The sequence below is a fragment of the Actinocorallia aurantiaca genome (assembly GCF_039533685.1).
Lineage (GTDB): Bacteria > Actinomycetota > Actinomycetes > Streptosporangiales > Streptosporangiaceae > Actinocorallia > Actinocorallia aurantiaca.
In genome coordinates, this window is sequence record NZ_BAAATZ010000037.1 from 134,718 (window position 1) to 155,458 (window position 20,741).

Consider the following 20,741-nt stretch of genomic DNA (forward strand, 5'->3'; position numbering starts at 1 on the left):
CGGCGGAAAAGCCGCGATCAGGCGTCCGAGGGCCTGATGAAGCGGCCGATGTACTCGCGCTCCGCGGGCGTGTAGCGGCGCAGGCGGGCGTTCTCGACGTCGAAGGCGACGAGGGTCGAGGTCGCGGACGCGTAGAGGTTGTCGTCGTCGCGCACCTCGTAGGCGAGCTTGAAGGAGGCGGCCCGCAGCTCGGTGACCCAGGTCTCGACCCTGATCGGATGGATCACACCGGTCAGCGGCACCTTGTAGTCGATCTCGTGCCGGGAGACGACCATTCCCCGCACCGGCTCCAGGCCCGCACGGACCGGGTCGGCATGGAACATCGCCAGCCGGGCGTCCTCCAGATAGCCCAGGAACTTCACGTTGTTCACATGCATCTGGGAGTCGATGTCCCCGAAGCGGATGTGGAACTCGTAGACGTGGCGGTACGCGGTGTCCGCCTTGCGGCGAAGCGTCGCGGTGTCTTCCATGTCCTCGCCTCAGGGGTCGTGGGGGGAATGTCGGGCACCTTGATGCTACAGGGATCCGCGGCGTCCTGGAGAAAACGACCAGGCCCGCGACGGTCTGTCGCGGGCCTGACGGGAAGCGGAGGATCAGCGGGTGAGCTTGCGGTACGTCACCCGGTGCGGGCGGGCCGCTTCGGCGCCCAGACGCTGGATCTTGTTCTTCTCGTAGTCGGCGAAGTTGCCCTCGAACCAGAACCAGTTCGACTCGCCCTCCCACGCCAGGATGTGGGTGGCGATGCGGTCCAGGAACCAGCGGTCGTGCGAGGTGATCACGGCGCAGCCGGGGAACTCCAGCAGGGCGTTCTCCAGCGACGACAGCGTCTCGACGTCCAGGTCGTTGGTGGGCTCGTCCAGCAGCAGCACGTTGCCGCCCTGCTTGAGGGTGAGCGCCAGGTTCAGGCGGTTGCGCTCGCCTCCGGAGAGCACGCCGGCCTTCTTCTGCTGGTCCGGGCCCTTGAAGCCGAACGCCGCGATGTAGGCGCGGGACGGCATCTCGACCTGGCCGACCTTGATGTGGTCGAGGCCGTCGGAGACGACCTGCCACACGTTGGCCTGCGGGTCGATGCCGCCGCGGCCCTGGTCGACGTAGGAGATCTGCACGGTCTCGCCGATGCGCAGCTTGCCCTCGTCGGGCTGCTGCTCACCGGTGATCATCCGGAACAGGGTCGTCTTGCCGACGCCGTTCGGGCCGATCACACCGACGATCCCGTTCGGCGGGAGGGTGAAGGAGAGCTTGTCCATCAGCAGGCGGTCGCCGAAGCCCTTGGTGAGGTCCTCCGCGACGATCACCGTGCCGCCCAGGCGCGGGCCCGGCGGGATCTGGATCTCCTCGAAGTCCAGCTTGCGGGTCTTGGCGGCCTCGGAGGCCATCTCCTCGTACCGCGCCAGCCGGGCCTTGCTCTTGGTCTGGCGGGCCTTGGCGTTGGAGCGGACCCACTCCAGCTCGTCCTCCAGGCGCTTCTTGCGCTTGACGTCCTTGTTGCCCTCGACCTTGAGGCGCTCGGCCTTCTTCTGCAGGTAGGTCGAGTAGTTGCCCTCGTAGGGGTGGCAGCGGCCGCGGTCCATCTCCAGGATCCAGCTCGCGACGTTGTCCAGGAAGTACCGGTCGTGGGTGACCGCCAGGACCGTCCCGGCGTACTTCTCCAGGTACGACTCCAGCCAGTTCACCGACTCGGCGTCCAGGTGGTTGGTGGGCTCGTCCAGCAGCAGGAGGTCGGGCGCCTCCAGCAGCAGCTTGCACAGCGCGACGCGGCGCCGCTCACCACCGGACAGCTGGGTGACGGGCAGGTCGGGCGCGGGGCAGCGCAACGCGTCCATCGCCTGCTCGAGCTGGGAGTCCAGGTCCCAGGCGTTGCGGTGGTCGAGCTGCTCCTGCAACTTGCCCATCTCGTTCAGCAGGTCGTCGCTGTAGTCGGTGGCCATCTGCTCGGCGATCTCGTTGAACCGCTTGAGCATGTCCATGGTCTCGGCGACGCCCTCCTGGACGTTCTCCAGGACCGTCTTCTCCTCGTTCAGCGGCGGCTCCTGCTGGAGCATCCCGACGGTGAACCCGGGCATGAGCCGGGCGTCCCCGTTGGACGGCTGCTCCAGGCCGGCCATCATCTTCATGAGCGTCGACTTGCCGGTGCCGTTGGGACCCACCACGCCGATCTTGACCCCGGGCAGGAAGCTCAGCGTGACGTCGTCCAGGATCACCTTGTCGCCATGCGCTTTGCGCACACGATGCATCGTGTAGATGTACTCGGCCATGCTCCTAGCCTATTGGCTCGGACCTCTTGCCCACGCCGCTCTGGAGGGCTCCTTCATCACTCCGTCGGGGTGAGGTCTCCGAGCGGCCGCGCCAGTACGGCGGTCATCCGGACGGACGGCCGGATCCGGCCGGTCAGCCGGACTTGCGGACGGCGGGGAGGCAGACGCGGTCGCGGCCGGACTGCTTGGCCCGGTAGAGGGCCAGGTCGGCGGAGGCGAGGAGTTCGATGAGGTCCTGGCCGTGGGTGCGGTAGAGGGCCACGCCGATGGAGATGGTGACCGAGACCGTGGTGTCCTCGGCGGGGACCGCGAGGCGGCGGACGCGGGCGCGGAGGCGTTCGGCGACGCGGCAGGCCTCGACGGTGTCGGCGCCGGGGAGCAGGACGGCGAACTCCTCGCCGCCGAAGCGGCCGATGACGTCGTAGTCCCTGAGCTGGAGGCACAGGGTGCCAGCGACGTTGACCAGGACCTGGTCGCCGACCAGGTGGCCGTGGGTGTCGTTGACCCGTTTGAAGTAGTCGATGTCGATCAGGAGGATGGCCAGCGCCTCGCGGGAGCGTTCGGCTCGGGAGAGCTCGATGTCGGCCTCGCGCTGCCAGGCTCCGGCGTTGAGCAGGCCGGTCTTGGCGTCGGTGCGGGCCGCCGCCTGGAGCTGCTGGTGCATGAGGCTGCGCTGGAGCAGGACCACCGGGGGCAGCACCACCAGCAGCAGCGCGGGCGAGATCACGCAGTTGATCATGATCAGCAGCCCCAGGCACAGCTCGACCACGTCGAGCAGCAGCGTCTCCCTGGTCCACAGCGCGTCCTGCCAGCGCCCCTCGCGCACGGCGCAGACCGCGATGCCCACCAGCAGGGTGTTGAGCACCACGAAGAGCACCGCGCAGCCCAGCGCCACCAGCAGCGCACCCTGCTCCTCGATCACCCACCGGGCGCCGTCCGCCAGCGGCTCGGGCACCACGCGGTGGAAGACGAGCGAGGCGGCCAGCCCCGACAGGCCCGTCGCCACGGTCACCAGGACCCGCCGGTAGGCCATGGTCCGGCGCACCCGGTAGTGCGAGAGCACCTGCAGCGGCAGCGGGATCAGCAGGGCGTAGACCGGCGGCAGCAGCAGCGCCACCGGCAGCCACCAGGCCGACAGCAGATCACGTGCCACACCGGCGGGCATGCCCAGCCGGCGCGAGGTCTCGATGCAGACCGCCCCGCACAGGGCGAGCGCCAGGAAGGTCGAGACGTCCCGCAACCGGTACTCGGTGACCGCCAGCTGCCAGGCCGTCAACGCCAGATAGGCGATCACCACGGCCAGCACGTAGGCCACGAGGGGCAACGGCTGGGCCAGCAGCGAGGAACGGGCATGCCCGCGTCCGGACTCACCGCCCTCGTGGCGATGCTCATCGGCGGCTGACTGGTGCACTGCAGTCATGCTTCCCCCACTCCGGCCGCCTATCACGTTAGGTAACACGATAGTTGCAACCTGTGTGGTCCGGGGCGGAAAGCGGTACCTTTCTTGAGCCCATCGCATGCGGCCTGGCACAGTCCGTGACAATCGACCCACCCGAATCCGTCTCGGAGAGAAGAATCCCCCATCCCGTACGGCGTTTCCCCAACCCGAGACCAAGCCCGGCGGCACGCCCCCGTCCGAGCAGGCCGGAGGGCTCCGCCGGCGCGGGGCCGGCGGAGCCGTCAGGCGGCCTCCTTCACCTCCTCCTCGGGGCCCTCCTCGTCCGGTTCGCCGGATCCTCCGGGCTCCCGGCCGGGCCGGGGGGCCGGGGTGGCGCTCAGGCCCGCGGCGCGGTCGGAGAGGGAGGCCGCTTCGGCGCGGTCCTCGATCGTGAGGACGCCGCCCTTGGTGACCCGCTGGAAGACCACCTTGCCCCGGGTGAGGTCGGGGCCGAGGGCCAGCGCCTCCAGCTCCACCGTGAAGCGGCGTTCACCGGCCTGCTCGTACTCCCGGACCCGGAGCCGCCCGTGGGCGACGATCGGGGTGCCGGGCACCAGGCCCGAGGCGTTGGCGTTCTCCGCCAGGGAGCGCCAGCAGCTCACCGCGAAGAACGTCGGCTCGCGGTCCTCCCACAGGCCGGTCTCGCGGTTGAAGCGGCGCGGGGTCATACCGGCTCGTAAAGACAGGAAGGGCACCCCGCTCCTGGTGACGGTGTAGAGCGGCCGGGCCGCCACCCATCCGACCAGCGTCGTCAGCGCCTCGTCCACGTGCTCCTCCTCGGGAGCCGGGGGTTCCCGTCGAACCCCGTCCGCCCCCAGGCTGCCGCGCCTCCCGCCCCCACGGGCACCCGAACCGAATTCTGTGGATCGTTGAGCACGCGTCAGCGCACGTTCAGCCACGGGTAGTGCGCCGTCAGGCGCACGTTCAGCCACGGGTAGTGCGCCGTCAGGCGCACGTTCTCCTGTGGATCTTTCAGAGCGCGCCAGCTCACGTTCAGCCACGGATAGTGGGCCGCAGGCGCACGTTCTCTTGTGGATCTTTCAGTGCACGCCAGCGCGCGTTCAGCCACGGGTGGTGCGCCGTCAGGCGCACGTTCTCCTGTGGATCTTTCAGTGCGCGCCAGCTCACGTTCAGCCACGGGTGGCGCGCCGCAGGCGCATGTTCTCCTGTGGAGAAGCGAAGGCCCGCCCCGGGGGTGGTCGGGGCGGGCCGGAGGGGATCAGCGGCGGGCGTCGGAGACGGCGGCGCGGAAGTCCTCGAGGACGCTGAGTTCCGTGGCCACCGGGGTCAGGACCTTCTCGTCGGCGACCCGGGCGAGGCTCTCTCTCATCGTGCTCACGATCTTCTCGCCGTGTCTGGCGGCCGAGAGGGCGACCACGTTGCGGCAGGCCGCGGCGGTGAGGGCGCCCATGCCGACCAGGCAGCTCACCAGGAGGAGCACCCAGGGCAGGATTCCGGTGTCGCCCAGCAGGCCGCCGGGCGAGTCCGCGAGGCCGAAGACGCCGTAGACCACCAGCAGCACCACCCAGACCGCGCCCAGGACGGCGAGGACGACCAGCAGCAGCTGCCAGATCCGCACCAGCCACCACCAGCGGGGCACCTGGTTGAAGGACGGGACGACCTCCCGCAGCGCCTTGCCCAGCGCCTCGGGCAGCTCGGAGGCGTTCGACCGGCCCGCCGCGCGCAGGGAGCGCCGCCACGGTTCGGGGACGTCCCCCGTCACCCCGTCGGTGATGCCGTGCAGGGCGTTGTCCACCTCGCCCTGCTGGGCGCCCATCGGGCCGGTGAAGGCGCCGCGCAGCTCGTCGCGCAGCTCGGTGAGCCTGATCATGCGCAGCGGGTCGCGCCGCAGCGCGGCCGCCCAGCGGGCGAACGGCCAGCCGACGTAGTCGGCGGCGCGCAGCTCGTAGGCGCTCTCCATCGACTCGGCCACGGCGGGCACGCCGGCCGCGACGGTCAGCGCGTCCACCAGGCCCTCGGCCCGCTCCTCGTCGATCTCGACCGGGACGGGACCGCCCTCGGCCAGGACCGCGAAGCGCTCGACGAGCCCGTCCAGGTCGGCTCCGAGCCGGTCGGCGCGGGCGCTCTGGGCGGTGACGGCCCGGGCCAGGACCTCGCGGAGCCCGTCCACGCCGCCTTCGGTGACCGCGGAGGTGGTGACGATGTGCGGCGAGGCCAGGCCCTCGGACTCCAGCAGCCGCCGCAGGTCGCTCACGCAGTCGTCGACCTCCTCGGGCTGGAGCCGGTCGACCTGGTTGAGGACGATCAGCGTGACCGAGGCGTGCTGGGCGAAGGGGACGATGTAGTCGCGGTGCAGGGCGGCGTCGGCGTACTTCTGCGGGTCGACGACCCACACCAGCAGGTCGGCGACGCCGACGAACCGGTCCACCTCGGCCCGGTGCACCGCCTGGATCGAGTCGTGGTCGGGCAGGTCGATGAGGACGAGCCCTTCGAGGGAGTCCCCTTCCTCGCCCTTCGGCCCGAGCGTCCCGGCCCGTGCGTATCTGAACCGCTTGTCGATGCCCAGCCAGTCCAGCAGCGGCCCGGCTCCGTCGTGGCCCCACACGCAGGCGTGGGCGGAGGACGTCATCGGCCGCCGCATCCCGCTGGGCGACAGCTCCAGCCCGCAGACCGCGTTGAACAGCGAGGACTTGCCGCTCCCGGTGCCTCCGGCCAGGGCCACGACGGTGTACTCGCCGGACAGCCGCATGCGTTCCCCGGCCCGTTCCAGCAGCGTCGACGCCTCGGCGACCAGCTCCTCGTCCAGCCGGCCGTCGCCCAGCTCGACCAGCCGCTCCAGCGCCTCGAGCCGCTCGGCGAACGCCACGTCACCGGCTCTGGCCTCGGGCTCCGCCGGCGTCTCCGGCTCCGCCAGGGGAACCTCGGGCACCTCGGCGATCTCCAGCTCGGCCTCGGCCTCGGCCTTGACCTCGGGCTCGGCCTTGACCTCAAGCTCGGCCTTGGGCTCGGCCCGCTCGTCGGCTTCGGCGTCCTCGGAGGCGTCCTCGTCCGCGGCGGGCTCCGTGGCCTCCACCGCTTCGACGACGGCCTCGCCGGGCCCGTCGGACGGGTCCTCGGCGTTCTCGGCCGTCCCGGCGGCGTCCCCGGCCCGCTCGGCGCTCGCCGCGGCCTCCGCCTCGGCCCGCCTGGCCTCCAGCTCGGCCGAACGCGGCACCCGGTACTCCGCCGAGGTCAGCGGATCGTCCTCGGGGACCATCGGCCGCCGGGACCGCCGCCCTTCCAGCGGGTCCTCGCCGGAGGCCTCGGCGGCCATCCGCCATCCGAACTCCGCGCTGGTCAGCGGATCTCCGTCGAACATCCCGGACGTCCCCGGACGCCCGAACTCGCCGCTCGTCAGCGGATCGTCCTCGTCCGTACCCGCCTCGGCGGAACGGCCGGTCTCTCCGCCCATGCCCTGGTCATCCCCGGCGGAGCCCCTGTCGTAGGAAGCGGGAGCCGAGAAGGGGTCGTCCTGGGAGATCTGGTGGAAGGACTCCTGCCGGAAACCGTTGACGGACTCTCCGCTCGGCGGAGGCTCGTTTCTGACCCCCCACCGGGAGGGCCTCCCCCGAAGGCCGCCCTTCTTGAAGAGCTCCTCCTCGGGACGCGCCCGGAAGACCGGAGAGGTGAGGGGGTCCTCCTCGCCCGCCGCCGCGCCCGGACGGCGATCGAACTCACCGCTGGTCAGCGGGTCGTCCCCGGCGAACCGCCCGGGGACGGAGCGGCGGAGACCACCGCTGATCAGAGGATCGTCCTCGGGGGAGAACCCCCCGAACTCACCGCTCCTCAACGGATCGTCGCCGGCCGGTCGCCTCGCGGCGGGCAGGCGGAGGCCGCCCGTGGACAGGGGGTCGTCCTCGAGAGCGGGTTCTTCGAACGCGCTCGCCGAAGCGCCGTTCCCGGCGGTCCGGGAATCCTCGTCGGAGGCGTCCGGGAAGCGGCGGACCGGGGAGGTGAAGGACTCGTCCTCGGGGGACGGTGGCGGGGTTTCGGGGTCTCCGGTGGTCAGGGCGTCGTCCTCGGGGAGTGACGGAGCGGGCGGGATGTCGGAGGCGCCGTCCGTGCGGGAGGGAGCGCGGGGATCCAGGCCGAGGGGGTCTTCTCCGTGGGGAGGTGTCCCGGCCTCGTTCCGGTGGGTCATCGGGCGACCTCGAGATTGTACGTGGCCTGGTAGAGGGCTACGGCGAGGCTCTCGTCGGGGATGTCGACCTGGTCGAGGGCCTGGTTGAAGCGCAGGCTCTCCTCGTCCAGGAGCATGGTGACGCGCTTGCGCAGCTCGGCCTTGGACTTGGAGCTCATGCCGCGCAGCGACTCGGCGCCGAAGAGGGATTTCAGCAGGCGCTGGGGAACGGCGCTGGTGCCGCCCTCCACGACGACGTCGCTGGTGCCGTAGCCCAGGATGCCGACCATCAGGACGACCGACAGCGCCTCGTCGTCGAAGGAGACGACCTTGGCGATGGAGCGCTTGATCACGCCCTCGGTGCGGACCAGCTCCAGGACGTGGTCCTGCCAGCCGCTGACGGCGCGGGTGATGCGCCGGGAGAGTTCGGGCGAGACGTGGCCGAGCTGCTCGGCGAGGTCGCCGAGCACGTACCGGCCCGCGGCGTCGGACTGCCAGCGCTGGACGGCCTGTTCCGCGCCCTGTTCGGCGGCGGCCAGGACGAGGGCCTCCAGGGCCGAGCGCAGCGCCGCCTTGAGCGCGTGGACGCGGGGCGCGGACCGGCGCCGCCGGGCGGAGCCCTTGGGCGCCCGGCTCCGGCCCCGCCGCAGGTGCAGGGCCCGCAGAAGGTCGCCCGTCCCGGCGAAGTCCTGCCAGCGGGCGAGGACCTCGCCCTGCAGCAGCGAACCGTTGCGGGTGGCCTCGTCCAGCTCGGCCAGCGCGGTGGAGTAGGCGGACTCCACGTCGCGGGCGAGCCCGTCGCGGCGCATCACCTGCGCCTCGACCTGCTTGGCCAGCTGCGGGACACGGGTGCGGAAGCTGTCGAGGACGCCGCCGAGCGTCTCGATGATCACCTCGTCGCGGACCTCGGCGTTCTCGGCGAGCTCCAGCAGCCACTCGCGGATGCCGGAGATCGCCTCCTCGGGCAGCCGGGACTCGGTGATGACGGTCTCGGGGATCTCGAACCGCGGCGCGTCGCCGAACTCCCGCTCGGCGAGCATCTCGGCGAAGTGCTCGGCGATCTCCGCGCCGGGCCCTGGCTGCACCCGGGAGAGCACGACGCCGATACTGGCGCCCTGCTCGCGGGCCCGCTCCAGCATCCGCCACACCTGGGCATCGGCGTACCGGGCGGCGGTGGTGACGCAGATCCACAGGTCGGCGGCGGCCATGAGCTTGGTCGCGAACTCGTAGTGGTCGTCGAAGAGCGAGTCGAAGTCGGGGCTGTCGAGCAGCGCGAGCCCGCGCGGCACCGCCTCGGTGCGGATGACCACGAGCTGGTCGCCGACGACGGCGTCGGGCGCGGGGCCCTCGACGCGGCCCATGGTCGGCAGCACCCCCGGCGGCCGGTCGCCGGCGCCCATGAACCAGGCGAAGTCCTCGGGGTTGCACACCAGGATGGGGCTGGACGTGGTGGGCCGCAGCACGCCGGTGCCGGAGACCCGGGCGCCGACGAGCGAGTTGACCAGGGTGGACTTTCCGGCGCCGGTGGACCCGCCGAACACGGCCAGCAGCGGGGTGGCGGCCTGTCTGACCCGGGGCAGGACGTAGTCGTCCAGCTGGTCGCGGATCTCCCTGGCCGCCAGGGCGGCGTCGTCGGATCCGGGTACGTCGAGGGTGAAGCGCAGCGCGTCGATCTGGTCGCGCAGCTCGACGAGGACCCGGCCCAGTGGTGCCGAGTCCTCGGCCGGCGCGGACATGGTCTCGTCGCGCACCGCGCTCTGGTCCGCCGGGGATGTCACGGATCCCGCCCCATATCCGCCGTCAAGTTGCCGATCTCTTCTGCCACGCGCACGACGTCTCCGACGACCACGATCGCCGGTGGCCGCACCCCGCGCGCCGCCATCTCGTCGGCCACCGTGCCGAGTGACGCGACGAGCGTTCGCTGCCCGGGGAGGGTCCCGTCCTGGACGACCGCTACGGGAGTGTCAGTCGCCCGACCATAGCGCATGAGAGCATCCGCTATCAGACTCATTCGCTCGACGGCCATCATCAGTACGAGAGTTCCGCGGTTGCGGGCGAGCGCCTCCCAGTCGACCGTGGAGGCGGGGTGCCCGGGGGGGACGTGCGCGGAGACCACGTGGAACTCCTGGGCCACTCCCCGGTGGGTGACGGGGATGCCCGCCGCGGCGGGCGCGGCGATGGAGCTGGTGATGCCCGGCACGACCGTCACCGGGACGCCGTGGGCCGCGCAGTACAGCGCCTCCTCGCCGCCCCGGCCGAAGACGAAGTTGTCGCCGCCCTTGAGCCTGACCACGAACCTGCCCCGCTTGGCGTGTTCGACCAGCAGCTCGTTGATGCGGTCCTGGTGCAGCGCCCGGCCGTAGGGGATCTTGGCCGCGTCGATCACCTCGACGTCGGCGGCGAGCTCGTCGAGCAGGTCGCGGGGGCCGAGCCTGTCGGTGACGACCACGTCGGCCTGGGCCAGCAGCTGCCTGCCGCGGACCGTGATCAGGCCGGGGTCGCCGGGGCCTCCTCCGACCAGGGCCACCCCGACGGGCTTGTTCCGGGAGTGCCGGGCCTCGAAGGTGGCGTCGCGCAGTCCCTCGACGACGGCGTCGCGGATGCCGGCGGACCGGCGCGGGTCGCCGCCGCTCAGCACGCCCACGGTGGTCTCGCCGACCCGTCCGGTGGCCGGGGTCCAGGCCGCCGCGGCGTGCGCGTCGTCGGCGCGGACGCACCAGACGCGGGCCTCTTCGGCCTCGGCGGCGACGGCGGCGTTGACGGCCGGGTCGTCGGCGCAGGCCTGGACCAGCCAGGCGCCTTCGAGGTCTCCGGGCCGGTAGGGCCTGCGGTGCCAGACGAGCCGGTCGAGCAGGTCCTCCAGGGAGGGGGTCACCTCGGGACTGATCAGTTCCACGGCCGCGCCCGAGGCCAGGAGGGTGGGGACGCGCCGCTGGGCGACGCGGCCGCCGCCCACGACGACGACCCGGCGCCCGGTCAGGCGGAGGCCCAGAAGATACGGCTGCACCGGCGAGCTATCCCATCTGCGGCAACGGACTCGACAACTGCTGTGACAACGGTACTCGTCCTTGAAAGCAGGCCTTACCGCGGAAGGCTTTCAGCCCTCGATCGTGACAGTGTCGGAAGAATCGGAGGAGACGGACAACTCGTGGAGCGCCGCGGTGAGCAGCGCGGTGGACGCGCGGTCCCGCACCGCGATCCTGATCCACTCGGGGCCCAGCCCCGGGAAGGTGTCGCCGCGCCGGACCGCGATCCCCCGCTCCCGCAGCGCGTCCCTGACTCCGGCCCCGGCCCTCGCCAGCAGGAAGGAGGCCCTGGCGCCGGGGACCACGTGCAGGCCCAGCCCGCGCAGCTCCCCCTCCAGCCGGGCCCGTTCGGCCGCCAGCTCCCCGGCCCAGGCCTCGGCCTCGGCGAGCGCCCGGTCGCTCGAGCAGGCCTCGATCGCCACCAGCGCCGGGGTGGAGACCGCCCACAGCGGCTGCGCGCGTTCCAGTTCCGCGATGAGCGGGGCCGGGCCGAGCACGTAACCGGCCCGCAGCCCCGCCAGACCCCAGGTCTTGGTCAGGCTGCGCAGCACGATCACGTCCGGGTCGCGCGCCAGGCTCTCGGGCTCGCCCGGCACGCAGTCCATGAACGCCTCGTCGACGACGACCGTCCTGCCCTCGCCCGTCAGCGCGCGCAGCCCGTCCGCCGGATGCAGCACGGACGTCGGGTTCGTCGGGTTGCCGATCATGACGAGGTCGGCGTCCCGGGGCACCGCCGCGGCGTCGAAGCGGAAGTCCCCCTCCAGGACGACGCGCTCCACCTCGTGGCCGGCCGCCCGCAGCGCCGCCTCGGGCTCGGTGAACTGGGGGTGGACGACCACCGCGCGGCGCGGGCGCAGCACCCGCGCCAGCAGCACGAACGCCTCCGCCGCGCCCGAGGTGAGCAGCACCTCCTCGGCCGGGCGCCCGTGCCTTCGGGCCACCGCCTCCCGGGCGCGCCGCCGGTCGGGGTAGGCGGCCAGGTCGGCGACCGACTCGCGGACCAGGTCGGCCAGCCACCGCGGCGGGGTGCCGGCGCGGACGTTGACCGCGAAGTCGAGGAGCCCCTCCCCGACCTCGGCGTCCCCGTGGTGGGAGAGGTCGTGGGGGGAGGGGTCGTGCCGTGTGAGGTCCATGGTCAGCCCTGGTAGTACAGCAGCGCGTTGACCGCCGCCGCGGCGACCGTCGCGCCGCCCTTCTCGCTCACGTTGCTCACCTGCGGCAGGCCGCTGGCGCGCAGCTTGGCCTTGGCCTCGCCCGCCCCGACGAAGCCCACCGGCAGCCCGACCACCAGGCTGGGCCGCACCCCCCGCAGGATGATCTCCTCCAGGGCGCTGGCGGCGCTGCCGACCACCCACACCGCGCCGGGCCCCACCTCGGAGTAGGCGAGCCGGACCGCCGCCGCCGACCGGGTGATCCCGGCGGCCTTGGCCATGCGGACGGCCGAGGGGTCGTCGATCGGGCAGACGACGGGCCGTTCGGTGATCCCGCCCGCCACCTGGGGCACGTCGGCGACGATGGGCGCGCCCGCCCGCAGCGCGTCCAGGCCCTGGCGCAGGTACCGCTCGTCGGACACCAGGTCGATCGCGTACTCGAGGTCGGCGCTGGCGTGGATGACCCGTTCCGTCACAGCGCGCCACAAAGGCGGCATCGGCGACAGGTCCACCCGCGAGCGCAGAATCTCATACGAAGCGACCTCGATCGGGTGCGGCTGCCGCACGCTCATGCCTTTTCCTCCTCCACCCGGGCCCGCCGCGACGGCGTCCCTGCGGATCTTCTCTCCGACTTCGAGGACCGGCCATCCGCGCCCGTGGCCGCCCGCTCCCGAACGCGGCCCACCGGTACCGCTCTCGAGCCGGTCACCGGGAGGCGCACGCTGCGGTCAGCGTATCGCCCCGGAGACGACGAAGACGGAGCCCGGCTCCTCCGCCCTCCGGCCGCCGGCGGGCGGGGCCTCGCCGCGGGAGACCGTGAGCCGGACGGACCCGACGGAGTAGCCTCCGGCCTCGAGCGCCTCCCGTGCCGGGCCGACCGCCTCCGGCCCGGGCGGGACCGTCACGATCACCCGCGGGGCCCGGCGGGCGCACTCCTGGAGCACCGGCGGGCCTCCCCCGCCGACGAAGACCGCGTCGGGGTCGGGCAGGTACGGCAGCACCTGGGGCGCCGTGCCGCGCGAGACGGCCAGCCTGACCCCGTGGGCCCTGACGTTGCGGCGGACGGTCTCGCAGGCCTCCTCGTCCCGGTCGACCGCGATCACCGCCGCGCCCAGTCGCGCGCATTCGACGCCGACCGCGCCGCCGGTCGAGCCGAGGTCCCAGACGAGGTCGCCGAGCCGGGGGCCGAGCCCGGCCAGCACCAGCGCCCGCGCCTCGGCGCACAGGACCCGCCCGCGCCGCCCCTCGAAGTCCTCCTCCGGCAGCGCCCAGCCCGCCGGTCCCGGGCGTCCGGCGGCGAGCCAGCCGGCCGTCTCCCCCCGCCACCGCGGGTCGTGGACGATCACCACCCGGGGATCCCGCCACGGCCGGGTCGTCGCCTCCGCCGGACGCGCGCGCGTCACCCGCTCGTCCGGGCCGCCCAGCCCCTCGCAGACGACGAACGCGCGCGGTGTCTGCGGGTGCAGCTCCCGTCCGAGTTCGGCCGGGCCCGCTCCGGGGGCCGTCAGCACGGCCACCTTCGGATGGGCGCGGCAGACGTTGACGGCCCGCCGGAGCCCTCCTTCGCGCGCCGAGACCACCAGCGCGTCCCCGCCGTCCATCCCGGCCGCGGCGAAAGCCCGCGCGGCCAGCGCGAGCACGCCTTCTTCCAGACCCTCACCCATGACCGTCACCACACCTCAGACGTTAGGCGGCCTTCCCCGTCTCGGGCGGTTCTTCGGCGACATCGGCCCGTCCGGACCCGGCCCCCGCGGTGGAGCGGTCTAACGGTCGCAGGTGAACCAGACCGCTTTGCCGCGCACGCGGGGGTCGAGTCGAGCGTGCGCGGCATCGGTCCCCCATCGGTCCCGGCTGAGTTCGGCGACGATGCTCAGACCGCGGCCGAAGTCAGCTCTTTCCAGGGCCAACGGAAGATTTCGGGTGGGCAGGCCGTCGAAGACGGCGCAGGAGAACTCGTAGTCGTCGAAGCAGTAGATCCACAGCTCGTGCGGCGGGTAGGCGGCCGCGTGCTGGAAGGCGTTGGTCGCCAGCTCGCTGACCATGAGCGCCGCGTCGGCGATCGTCTCGCCCGGAACCTCCAGCACCGTGAGCGCCTCGCGGACCAGCGTGCGGGCGATCCGCGGACACGTGGCATCCGGGGGCAGAGACCAGGTCCAGGTCCTCCCGAGGTCTATCGCGAGCTTCACAGCAGCCCTTTCGCCATCGGATGCGATCACAGCCGGTCCCCGAGCCGTCACAGCAAAGGGTGTCGTGGGAATCTCACCTGTGCAACTGACTTGCCGAAGATTCTTGGTTTCTTCTGTACTGACGCATGACTCGGCAGCAAACTCCTCCTATGACTTACCGTCCGACCGTGAGAGGCCGTCGGCTGGCGCGCGAGCTGCGCCGCCTGCGCGAACGCCAAGGCCTGACCCTGCAAGACGTCGCCGACCGGCTCGGCTGGTCCCGCGCCACCGTCTCCCGGCTGGAGACCGGGCAGACCCGTCCCCGAGACGTGGCCGAACTCCTCGACCTCTACGGGGTGACCAGCCCCGAGCGCGACGCCCTGCTCACCCTCTCCCGCGAGGCCCGCCAGATGGGCTGGTGGACCGCCTACGTCGACGTCTTCAGCGGCTCCTACGTGGGGCTGGAGGACGAGTCCTCGGAGATCCGCACCTGGGACGCCCAGCTCGTCCACGGGCTGCTGCAGACCGAGGAGTACGCGCGGGCCGTGATCACCTCGGGGCGGTTCCTGCCCAGCCAGGCGGACGTCGACCGGCGCATCCACGCCCGCCAGCAGCGCCAGGCGCTTCTGGAGCGGTCCGACGCCCCGCACCTGCACGTCGTCCTCGACGAGGCGGCGGTGCGCCGGCCGATCGGAGGCGAGTCGGTGATGCGCGACCAGCTGGTGTCGCTGGTCAACGCCGCAGATCTGGAGAACATCACCATCCAGGTCATGCCGCTGGCCCGGGGCGCGCACGCGGGGCTCGACGGCCGGTTCACGATCCTGTCGTTCCCCGACCCGGCGGACCCCGACATCGCCTATGTCGAAGGCACGATGGGTGACGTGTACATCGAGAGCGCGGAGGCAATAACTCAGCATAGGAACCGGTTCGAGCGCATCACCGACGAAGCGCTCTCCCCCGAAGAATCCGTCCGGCTGATCGCCGAGGCGGCGAAGGAGTAGGTCCCGTGGCTGAGCTCATCTGGCGCAAGTCCTCCCACAGCGGCTCCGGCGACCAGTGCGTCGAGGTCGCCGCACTGCCCGGAGGCGGGCTGGCGGTCCGCGACTCCAAGAATCCCGAGCTTCCCTTCCTCACCCTGAACGGCACGGGTTTCGCGGACTTCCTGCGGGGCCTTTCGGGCTGACTAGAACGTGTTCTAGTCTCCAGGGACGCAGACCTGGAGGGTGGACCCGTGAAACTCGGCATCAACATCGGCTACTGGCAGCGCGACCCGGAGGACGCCACCGAGACGGTGCTCGCCGCCGAACGGCAGGGGTACGACTCGGTGTTCACCGCCGAGGCCTACGGGTCCGACGCCTTCACCACCCTCGCCTGGTACGGGGCGCGCACCTCTCGGATCAAGCTGGGCACGGCCGTCGTGCAGATGTCGGCCCGCACCCCCGCGGCGACCGCGATGCACGCCCTCACCCTGGACGCGCTCTCGGGCGGCCGGCTGATCCTGGGGCTCGGCGCGTCCGGCCCCCAGGTCGTCGAGGGCTGGTACGGCGTGCCGTTCCCCAAGCCGCTGGCCCGCACCCGCGAGTACGTCGACATCCTGCGCAAGGTCTGGGCCAGGGAGCGGCCCGTCACCAGTGACGGGCCGCACTACCCGCTGCCCTACCCGGGCGGCGCGGGCCTCGGCAAGCCCCTGCGCTCCATCACCCATCCCCTGCGCCCGGACATCCCGGTCTACCTGGGCGCAGAGGGGCCCAAGAACATCGCGCTCGCCGCCGAGCTCGCCGACGGCTGGCTGCCGCTGTTCGTCGACCCGCAGCAGATCGACTCCCTCTTCGGCGGCTCGCTGGCCGGCCGCAAGCCCGGATTCGAGATCACCGCGACCGTCACCACCGTGGTGGCCCCGCTGGAGCAGGCGCTCGCCTGGGCGAAGGTCCCGCTCGCGTTCTACATCGGCGGCATGGGCGCCAAGGAGAAGAACTTCCACCTCGACCTCATCGGCAGGCTCGGCTACGCCGAGGAGGCCGCGCACGTCCAGAAGCTCTTCCTCGAGGGCCGCCGCGACGAGGCGATCAACGCCGTCCCCGACGAGCTCGCCGACTCCATCTCCCTGCTCGGCCCGCTGGAGCGGATCAAGGAGCGGCTGGAACTGTGGAAGAGCAGCCCCGTCACCACCCTGCTGCTCGCCGGCGTCAAGGACGAGCCCACGCTCAAGGCCATCCGCGAACTGGTCGATGCGTGATCGGGTCCCGCGTGATGGAATGACGCCATGGAAGACGTGCTGGGACCCGGTTACGAGGCCGTCGAACTCCCCCTGGGCCGCGACTCCGAAGGCGAGGTCGTCGCCACCCTGGTGAGCCGGCGGCGCGCCGAGCCGACGCGGCGGGCCGTGCTGTACGTGCACGGCTTCGTCGACTACTTCTTCCAGACCCACCTGGCGGACTTCTACCTGGAGCAGGGCTTCGACTTCTACGCCCTGGACCTGCGCAAGTACGGGCGCTCCCTGCGCCCGTACCAGACGCCCAACATGATCGACAGCCTCAGCGAGTACTTCACCGAGATCGACGAGGCGGTCCGGATCATCCGCGAGGACCACGACGTCCTGCTGGTCAACGGGCACTCCACCGGCGGTCTGATCACCGCGCTGTGGGCCGACCGGGTCAAGGGCCGGGGGCTGGTGCAGGGGCTGTTCCTCAACAGCCCCTTCTTCGACCTCAACGAGTCCGCGCCCAACCGGCTCGCCGGGACGGGGCTGGCCAGGGCGCTGCGCGGAGTCCGGCCGACCGCCAAGCTCCCGGCCGGGCTATCACCGGTCTACGTCCGGACGATCCACCGCGGCCACCAGGGCGAGTGGGACTTCGACCTGGCGCTCAAACCGCTGAAGGGATTCCCGGTCCGGGCGGGCTGGCTGGCGGCGATCCGGCGCGGGCAGAAGCGGCTGCACGCCGGGCTGGCGATCGACGTGCCGGTCCTGGTCATGTGCTCGGCCCGGACGGTCCCCGCCAAGCCCGGCGGCGACGGCATCACCGGCTCCGACATCGTCTTGGACGTCGAGCACATCGCCAGGTGGTCGCCCCGGCTCGGCCGGCACCTCACACTGGTGCGGATCGAGGGCGGCCTGCACGACCTCGTCCTGTCCGCACGACCCGCCCGGGACCGGGTGTTCGCCGAGCTGACCCGCTGGATCGGCGCCCACCTGCCCGCCAAGGGCTGACGGCTAACGGATCCCGGCGATCTGGAAGTCGTCGAAGTCGGCGGTCAGGCCCTTGCCGTCCCAGGCGGTCTGCTCGATCAGCAGCCCGGTGGTCCCCTCGGTCAGCGCCCCGTCCTCGTCGAGCTCCTCCAGGGCGAGCGTCCCGTTGATCCACATCCGCAGCCGTGCCGACGAGCCCTGCTTCTCGCAGGCGACCTGCAACCTGTTCTCCCCGCCAGGGGAGAACCCCGCCGCCTCCGGCCGGGTGCCGATCTCGGCGGTGCCGCGGTCCTTGGTCACCCGCCTGAGGACGATGCCCTGGCCGTCCGCGCGGACCAGGAACCGGTATCCCTCCTCATGGGAGTCGGGGCCGAAGCACGACAGGCCCGCCGACGCGCTGGGCGTCCCGCTCATCCTGACGGTCACCGAGATCAGGGAGCGGGAGGGGATCCGCCACTCCGCCTCGGCGTTCTTGTAGGGCGAGCCGACCTCGTCGTGCAGCCTGTACTCGCTGGTGGTGACCATTCGGTAGCGTCCCTCGAGGTAGCCGTAGGTGGACGCCCCCGGAGTGAAGGAGCCGCCAGTCCAGCCCGTCCGGGTGTCGGCGAAGGCGTCGTCGAAGACCGTGCTGCTCTTCGGCGGTCCCTCGTTCCGCGTCAGGTAGACCAGCGTGGTCCCCACCAGGGTCGCCGCCACGGCCACGCCCGCGCCGATCAGCAGGTGCCGCCGGTTGCCGGGAACCCGGCGGCGCGTGCTCCCGTCGTCGCCGTTCCGCTCCGTGAGCACGGTCGGTTCGAGCGGCGGGAAGTGGGCCGCGTGGGTGAACCCCTGTTCGGGGCTGAACGGGGACTCCGCCTGCACGGTCCGGGCGACCTGCTCCATGTCCACCCTGGTCTGCCCGGTGAGCTGGTCCAACAGCTGCTGGGCGGTCGGCCGCTCGTTCGGCTCGGGGGACAGCGCCGTCTCGACGAGCTTGCGCACGCCCTCGTCCAGGCCCTCCAGGTTCGGGGTGCCCTGGGTGACCTGGTAGAGGATGGCGGGGATGTTCGACGCGGAGAACGGGGCGTTGCCCGTTCCCGCGAACGCCACCACGCAGCCCCAGGCCCAGATGTCCGCCGCCGGCGTGGCCTCCTGCCCGCGGATGACCTCCGGCGCCATGTAGGCGGGAGTGCCGACGAACGTGCCGGTGCGGGTGGCGGCGGCCACGGTGTCCAGGGCGCGGGCGATGCCGAAGTCGATGACCCGGGGGCCGACGGGGGACAGCAGCACGTTGGTCGGCTTGAGGTCGCGGTGCACGATCCCCGCGCCGTGGATGGCGGCCAGCGCGGTGGCCACTCCCACCGCCAGGTGCTCCAGGCTGGAGCCGTGCATGGGCCCCGCCTGGCGGACGTGCCCGTCCAGGTCGGGACCCTGCACGTACTCGGTGACGACGTACAGCGGGTCGTTCTCCAGGTTCGCGTCCAGGACGCTGGCCGTGCAGAACCTGCGGACCCGCTGGGCGGCGAGCACCTCGCGGCGGAACCTTTCGCGGAATATCGGTTCGTCGGCGAGCTCCGTGTTGATCACCTTGAGCGCGACCTGGCGGCCCTCGCCGTCCTGCGCGAGGTAGACGGTGCCCATGCCACCGCGGCCAAGCCTGCTCATCAGCCGGTAAGGGCCGATGTTCTGTTCCATCGGGGGCTCCTCGGGGGGACGAGTTCGCCCATTCTGGCGTAGATCAGGGGATCAACAGCAACTTACCGGTGGTGCGGCGGCCCTCCAGATCCTCGTGTGCCCGCCTGGCCTCGGCCAACGGGTACCTTCCGCCCACCCGGACGTCGAGCCGGCCCGCCGCCAGCCAGCCGAAGACGTCCTCTGCCCGGGCCCGCAGCTCCTCGGGCGTGGCGACGTAGTGGGCCAGCGTCGGCCGGGTGAGGAAGAGCGAGCCCGCCCCCGACAGCCTGATCGGGTCGAACGGCGGCACCGGGCCGCTGGCCGCCCCGTACAGGGCGAGCAGGCCCCTGGGGTGGAGGGCCGCGAGGCTGCCCTCGAAGGTCGCGGCGCCGACCCCGTCGTAGACCACCGGGACGCCCCGCCCTCCGGTGAGGTCCTTGACCCGGCGGGCGAAGCCCTCGTAGCCGATGACCTCCTCGGCCCCCGCCTCGCGGGCGACGCGCTCCTTCTGCGGGGTGGAGACGGTGCCGATCACCCGCCCGCCCAGCAGCTTGACCAGCTGGGTGAGCAGCAGTCCCATGCCGCCGGCCGCGGCGTGTACCAGGACCGTGTCACCCGGCTGCACCGCGTAGGTGGAGTGGGTGAGGTAGTGGGCGGTCAGCCCCTGCAGCATGATCGAGGCGGCCCGCTCCGGCGCCACGTCCGCGGGCACCGGGACGGCACGGCCGGCGTCCACCAACGCCTTCTGGGCGTAGCCGCCGATCGCGTCGGCCGTCGCCACCACGTCGCCGGGCGCAAAGGCGGTGACGCCCTCGCCCACCGCCTCGACCTCCCCGGCGACCTCGACGCCCGGGGTGAACGGCGGGTGGGTCTCGTAGCGGCCGGTGCGGTGGTAGGTGTCGATGTAGTTGACGCCCGCCGCGGCCACCCGGACCAGCAGCTGCCCGGGACCGGGAACCGGGTCCGGCAGGTCGGCGGGGACCAGGACCTCCGGCCCCCCGTGCTTCTCTGCGACGATCGCGCGCATCGGCCCTCCAGGCTCTCGGGGTCTCCCCCTCTCAGCCGGGGGAGCACGTCCAATCTTCCCGGAGCGCGCCCAGCGCGAGCGTCACTGACTCCTCGACACGCTTCACCACCTCGCCCGGCTCGAAGACCTCGCGGCAGGCGCAGTCCTCGAAACCCACCCGGACCGCGCCCAGGTAGATCGAGGCGAGCAGCCGGGGCCGCAGGTCGAGCGCGGGGTCGACGTCCATGCGGCGGGCCAGTTCGGCGACGAGCACGCCGGAGGTCCGGGAGTAGCGGGTCAGGTAGGCCGCGATCAGGCAGGGGTTGGTCTCCAGGACCCGGCGCAGCCGCCACATGCGCTTCATCTGGACCGAATCGCCCCGCTCCAGCCGCTCCAGCAGCCCGCGGAGCGCGGCCAGCAGCACCCCGGGCACCGATTCGTCCTCGGGCAGCGCCCGCACCCGCTCGACCAGATGCGAGTCGTACTCCAGGACGAGGCCGGTGACCACGTCCTCCTTGGTGGCGAAGTACCGGAAGAACGTGCGCTGCGAGACGTCCGCCGCCGCGGCGATCTCGTCGATGGTCGTGCTCTCGTAGCCGTGAGCCAGGAACAGCTCGAGCGCGGAGTCGATGAGCGCGAGCCTGGTGCGCTGCTTCTTGAGCTCGCGCAGCCCTCCCACCTTCATGATCATCTCCCTCCCGCCGGGCGGCCCGGGGACGAGCCGCCCAAGAATACCGGCC

18 protein-coding genes are annotated in these 20,741 nt (G+C 72.1%); 4 read left to right on the top strand and 14 right to left on the bottom strand.

The window, feature by feature from the left end:
- Positions 1–17: 17 nt before the first annotated feature.
- The 11 genes from ABD327_RS35505 to ABD327_RS35555 all read right to left on the bottom strand — a co-directional run bounded on the left by ABD327_RS35505 (position 18) and on the right by ABD327_RS35555 (position 14,176).
- Positions 18–470 (bottom strand): acyl-CoA thioesterase, encoded by a 453-nt coding sequence (locus tag ABD327_RS35505; protein WP_344457695.1) that lies wholly within the window; start codon positions 468–470, stop codon positions 18–20.
- A 123-nt stretch (positions 471–593) separates the two neighbouring features.
- Positions 594–2,255, bottom strand: a complete 1,662-nt coding sequence (ettA, locus tag ABD327_RS35510; protein ID WP_344457697.1) for an energy-dependent translational throttle protein EttA — start codon at positions 2,253–2,255, stop codon at positions 594–596.
- A 133-nt stretch (positions 2,256–2,388) separates the two neighbouring features.
- Complete coding sequence (locus tag ABD327_RS35515; RefSeq protein WP_344457699.1) at positions 2,389–3,675, bottom strand: GGDEF domain-containing protein; 1,287 nt, start codon at positions 3,673–3,675, stop codon at positions 2,389–2,391.
- A gap of 260 nt (positions 3,676–3,935) precedes the next feature.
- Entirely contained in the window at positions 3,936–4,460 is a 525-nt protein-coding gene (locus ABD327_RS35520; RefSeq protein ID WP_344457701.1) for a single-stranded DNA-binding protein, read from the bottom strand.
- A gap of 452 nt (positions 4,461–4,912) precedes the next feature.
- Positions 4,913–7,834: a hypothetical protein gene (locus ABD327_RS35525; protein WP_344457704.1), complete on the bottom strand. Its 2,922-nt coding sequence runs from the start codon at positions 7,832–7,834 to the stop codon at positions 4,913–4,915.
- Positions 7,831–9,591, bottom strand: coding sequence for a GTPase family protein (locus tag ABD327_RS35530; RefSeq protein WP_344457706.1), 1,761 nt, complete (start codon positions 9,589–9,591; stop codon positions 7,831–7,833). The genes ABD327_RS35525 and ABD327_RS35530 overlap by 4 nt, the downstream gene beginning before the upstream one ends.
- Entirely contained in the window at positions 9,588–10,820 is a 1,233-nt protein-coding gene (gene cobA, locus ABD327_RS35535; RefSeq protein ID WP_344457708.1) for a uroporphyrinogen-III C-methyltransferase, read from the bottom strand. Before cobA ends, ABD327_RS35530 begins: the two co-directional genes overlap by 4 nt.
- Before the next feature lie 90 nt (positions 10,821–10,910).
- On the bottom strand, positions 10,911–11,972 hold the full coding sequence (gene cobC / locus ABD327_RS35540) for an Rv2231c family histidinol phosphate aminotransferase CobC (protein ID WP_344457710.1): 1,062 nt from the start codon (positions 11,970–11,972) through the stop codon (positions 10,911–10,913).
- Positions 11,973–11,974: 2 nt separating this feature from the next.
- The gene (locus tag ABD327_RS35545; protein WP_344457712.1) at positions 11,975–12,562 is read right to left on the bottom strand and encodes a precorrin-8X methylmutase; all 588 of its coding nucleotides are present in this window, start codon (positions 12,560–12,562) and stop codon (positions 11,975–11,977) included.
- A gap of 156 nt (positions 12,563–12,718) precedes the next feature.
- The gene (locus tag ABD327_RS35550) at positions 12,719–13,654 is read right to left on the bottom strand and encodes a bifunctional cobalt-precorrin-7 (C(5))-methyltransferase/cobalt-precorrin-6B (C(15))-methyltransferase (RefSeq protein ID WP_344457714.1); all 936 of its coding nucleotides are present in this window, start codon (positions 13,652–13,654) and stop codon (positions 12,719–12,721) included.
- 99 nt (positions 13,655–13,753) lie between these two features.
- A complete protein-coding gene (locus tag ABD327_RS35555; protein WP_344457716.1) occupies positions 13,754–14,176 on the bottom strand; it encodes an ATP-binding protein in 423 nt (140 codons plus the stop codon).
- A gap of 167 nt (positions 14,177–14,343) precedes the next feature.
- On the opposite strand from ABD327_RS35555, the gene ABD327_RS35560 reads away from it, so the two are divergent.
- Genes ABD327_RS35560 through ABD327_RS35575 form a run of 4 tightly spaced genes read left to right on the top strand, consistent with a single transcriptional unit; the run spans position 14,344 to position 17,363 of the window.
- Positions 14,344–15,156, top strand: a complete 813-nt coding sequence (locus ABD327_RS35560) for a helix-turn-helix domain-containing protein (RefSeq protein WP_344457718.1) — start codon at positions 14,344–14,346, stop codon at positions 15,154–15,156.
- A 5-nt stretch (positions 15,157–15,161) separates the two neighbouring features.
- The gene (locus tag ABD327_RS35565; RefSeq protein WP_344457721.1) at positions 15,162–15,338 is read left to right on the top strand and encodes a DUF397 domain-containing protein; all 177 of its coding nucleotides are present in this window, start codon (positions 15,162–15,164) and stop codon (positions 15,336–15,338) included.
- Between the two features lie 48 nt (positions 15,339–15,386).
- Positions 15,387–16,391: an LLM class F420-dependent oxidoreductase gene (locus tag ABD327_RS35570; RefSeq protein WP_344457723.1), complete on the top strand. Its 1,005-nt coding sequence runs from the start codon at positions 15,387–15,389 to the stop codon at positions 16,389–16,391.
- Positions 16,392–16,418: 27 nt separating this feature from the next.
- Positions 16,419–17,363 carry an alpha/beta hydrolase gene (locus tag ABD327_RS35575; protein ID WP_344457725.1) on the top strand — a complete coding sequence of 315 codons (945 nt, stop codon included), beginning with the start codon at positions 16,419–16,421 and terminating at the stop codon, positions 17,361–17,363.
- 3 nt (positions 17,364–17,366) lie between these two features.
- Here ABD327_RS35575 and ABD327_RS35580 read toward each other — a convergent pair whose 3' ends face one another.
- Genes ABD327_RS35580 through ABD327_RS35590 form a run of 3 tightly spaced genes read right to left on the bottom strand, consistent with a single transcriptional unit; the run spans position 17,367 to position 20,686 of the window.
- Positions 17,367–19,016: a serine/threonine-protein kinase gene (locus ABD327_RS35580; protein ID WP_344457727.1), complete on the bottom strand. Its 1,650-nt coding sequence runs from the start codon at positions 19,014–19,016 to the stop codon at positions 17,367–17,369.
- Between the two features lie 43 nt (positions 19,017–19,059).
- Complete coding sequence (locus tag ABD327_RS35585; RefSeq protein WP_344457729.1) at positions 19,060–20,022, bottom strand: quinone oxidoreductase family protein; 963 nt, start codon at positions 20,020–20,022, stop codon at positions 19,060–19,062.
- 31 nt (positions 20,023–20,053) lie between these two features.
- Positions 20,054–20,686 carry a TetR family transcriptional regulator gene (locus ABD327_RS35590; RefSeq protein WP_344457731.1) on the bottom strand — a complete coding sequence of 211 codons (633 nt, stop codon included), beginning with the start codon at positions 20,684–20,686 and terminating at the stop codon, positions 20,054–20,056.
- Positions 20,687–20,741: the final 55 nt, after the last annotated feature.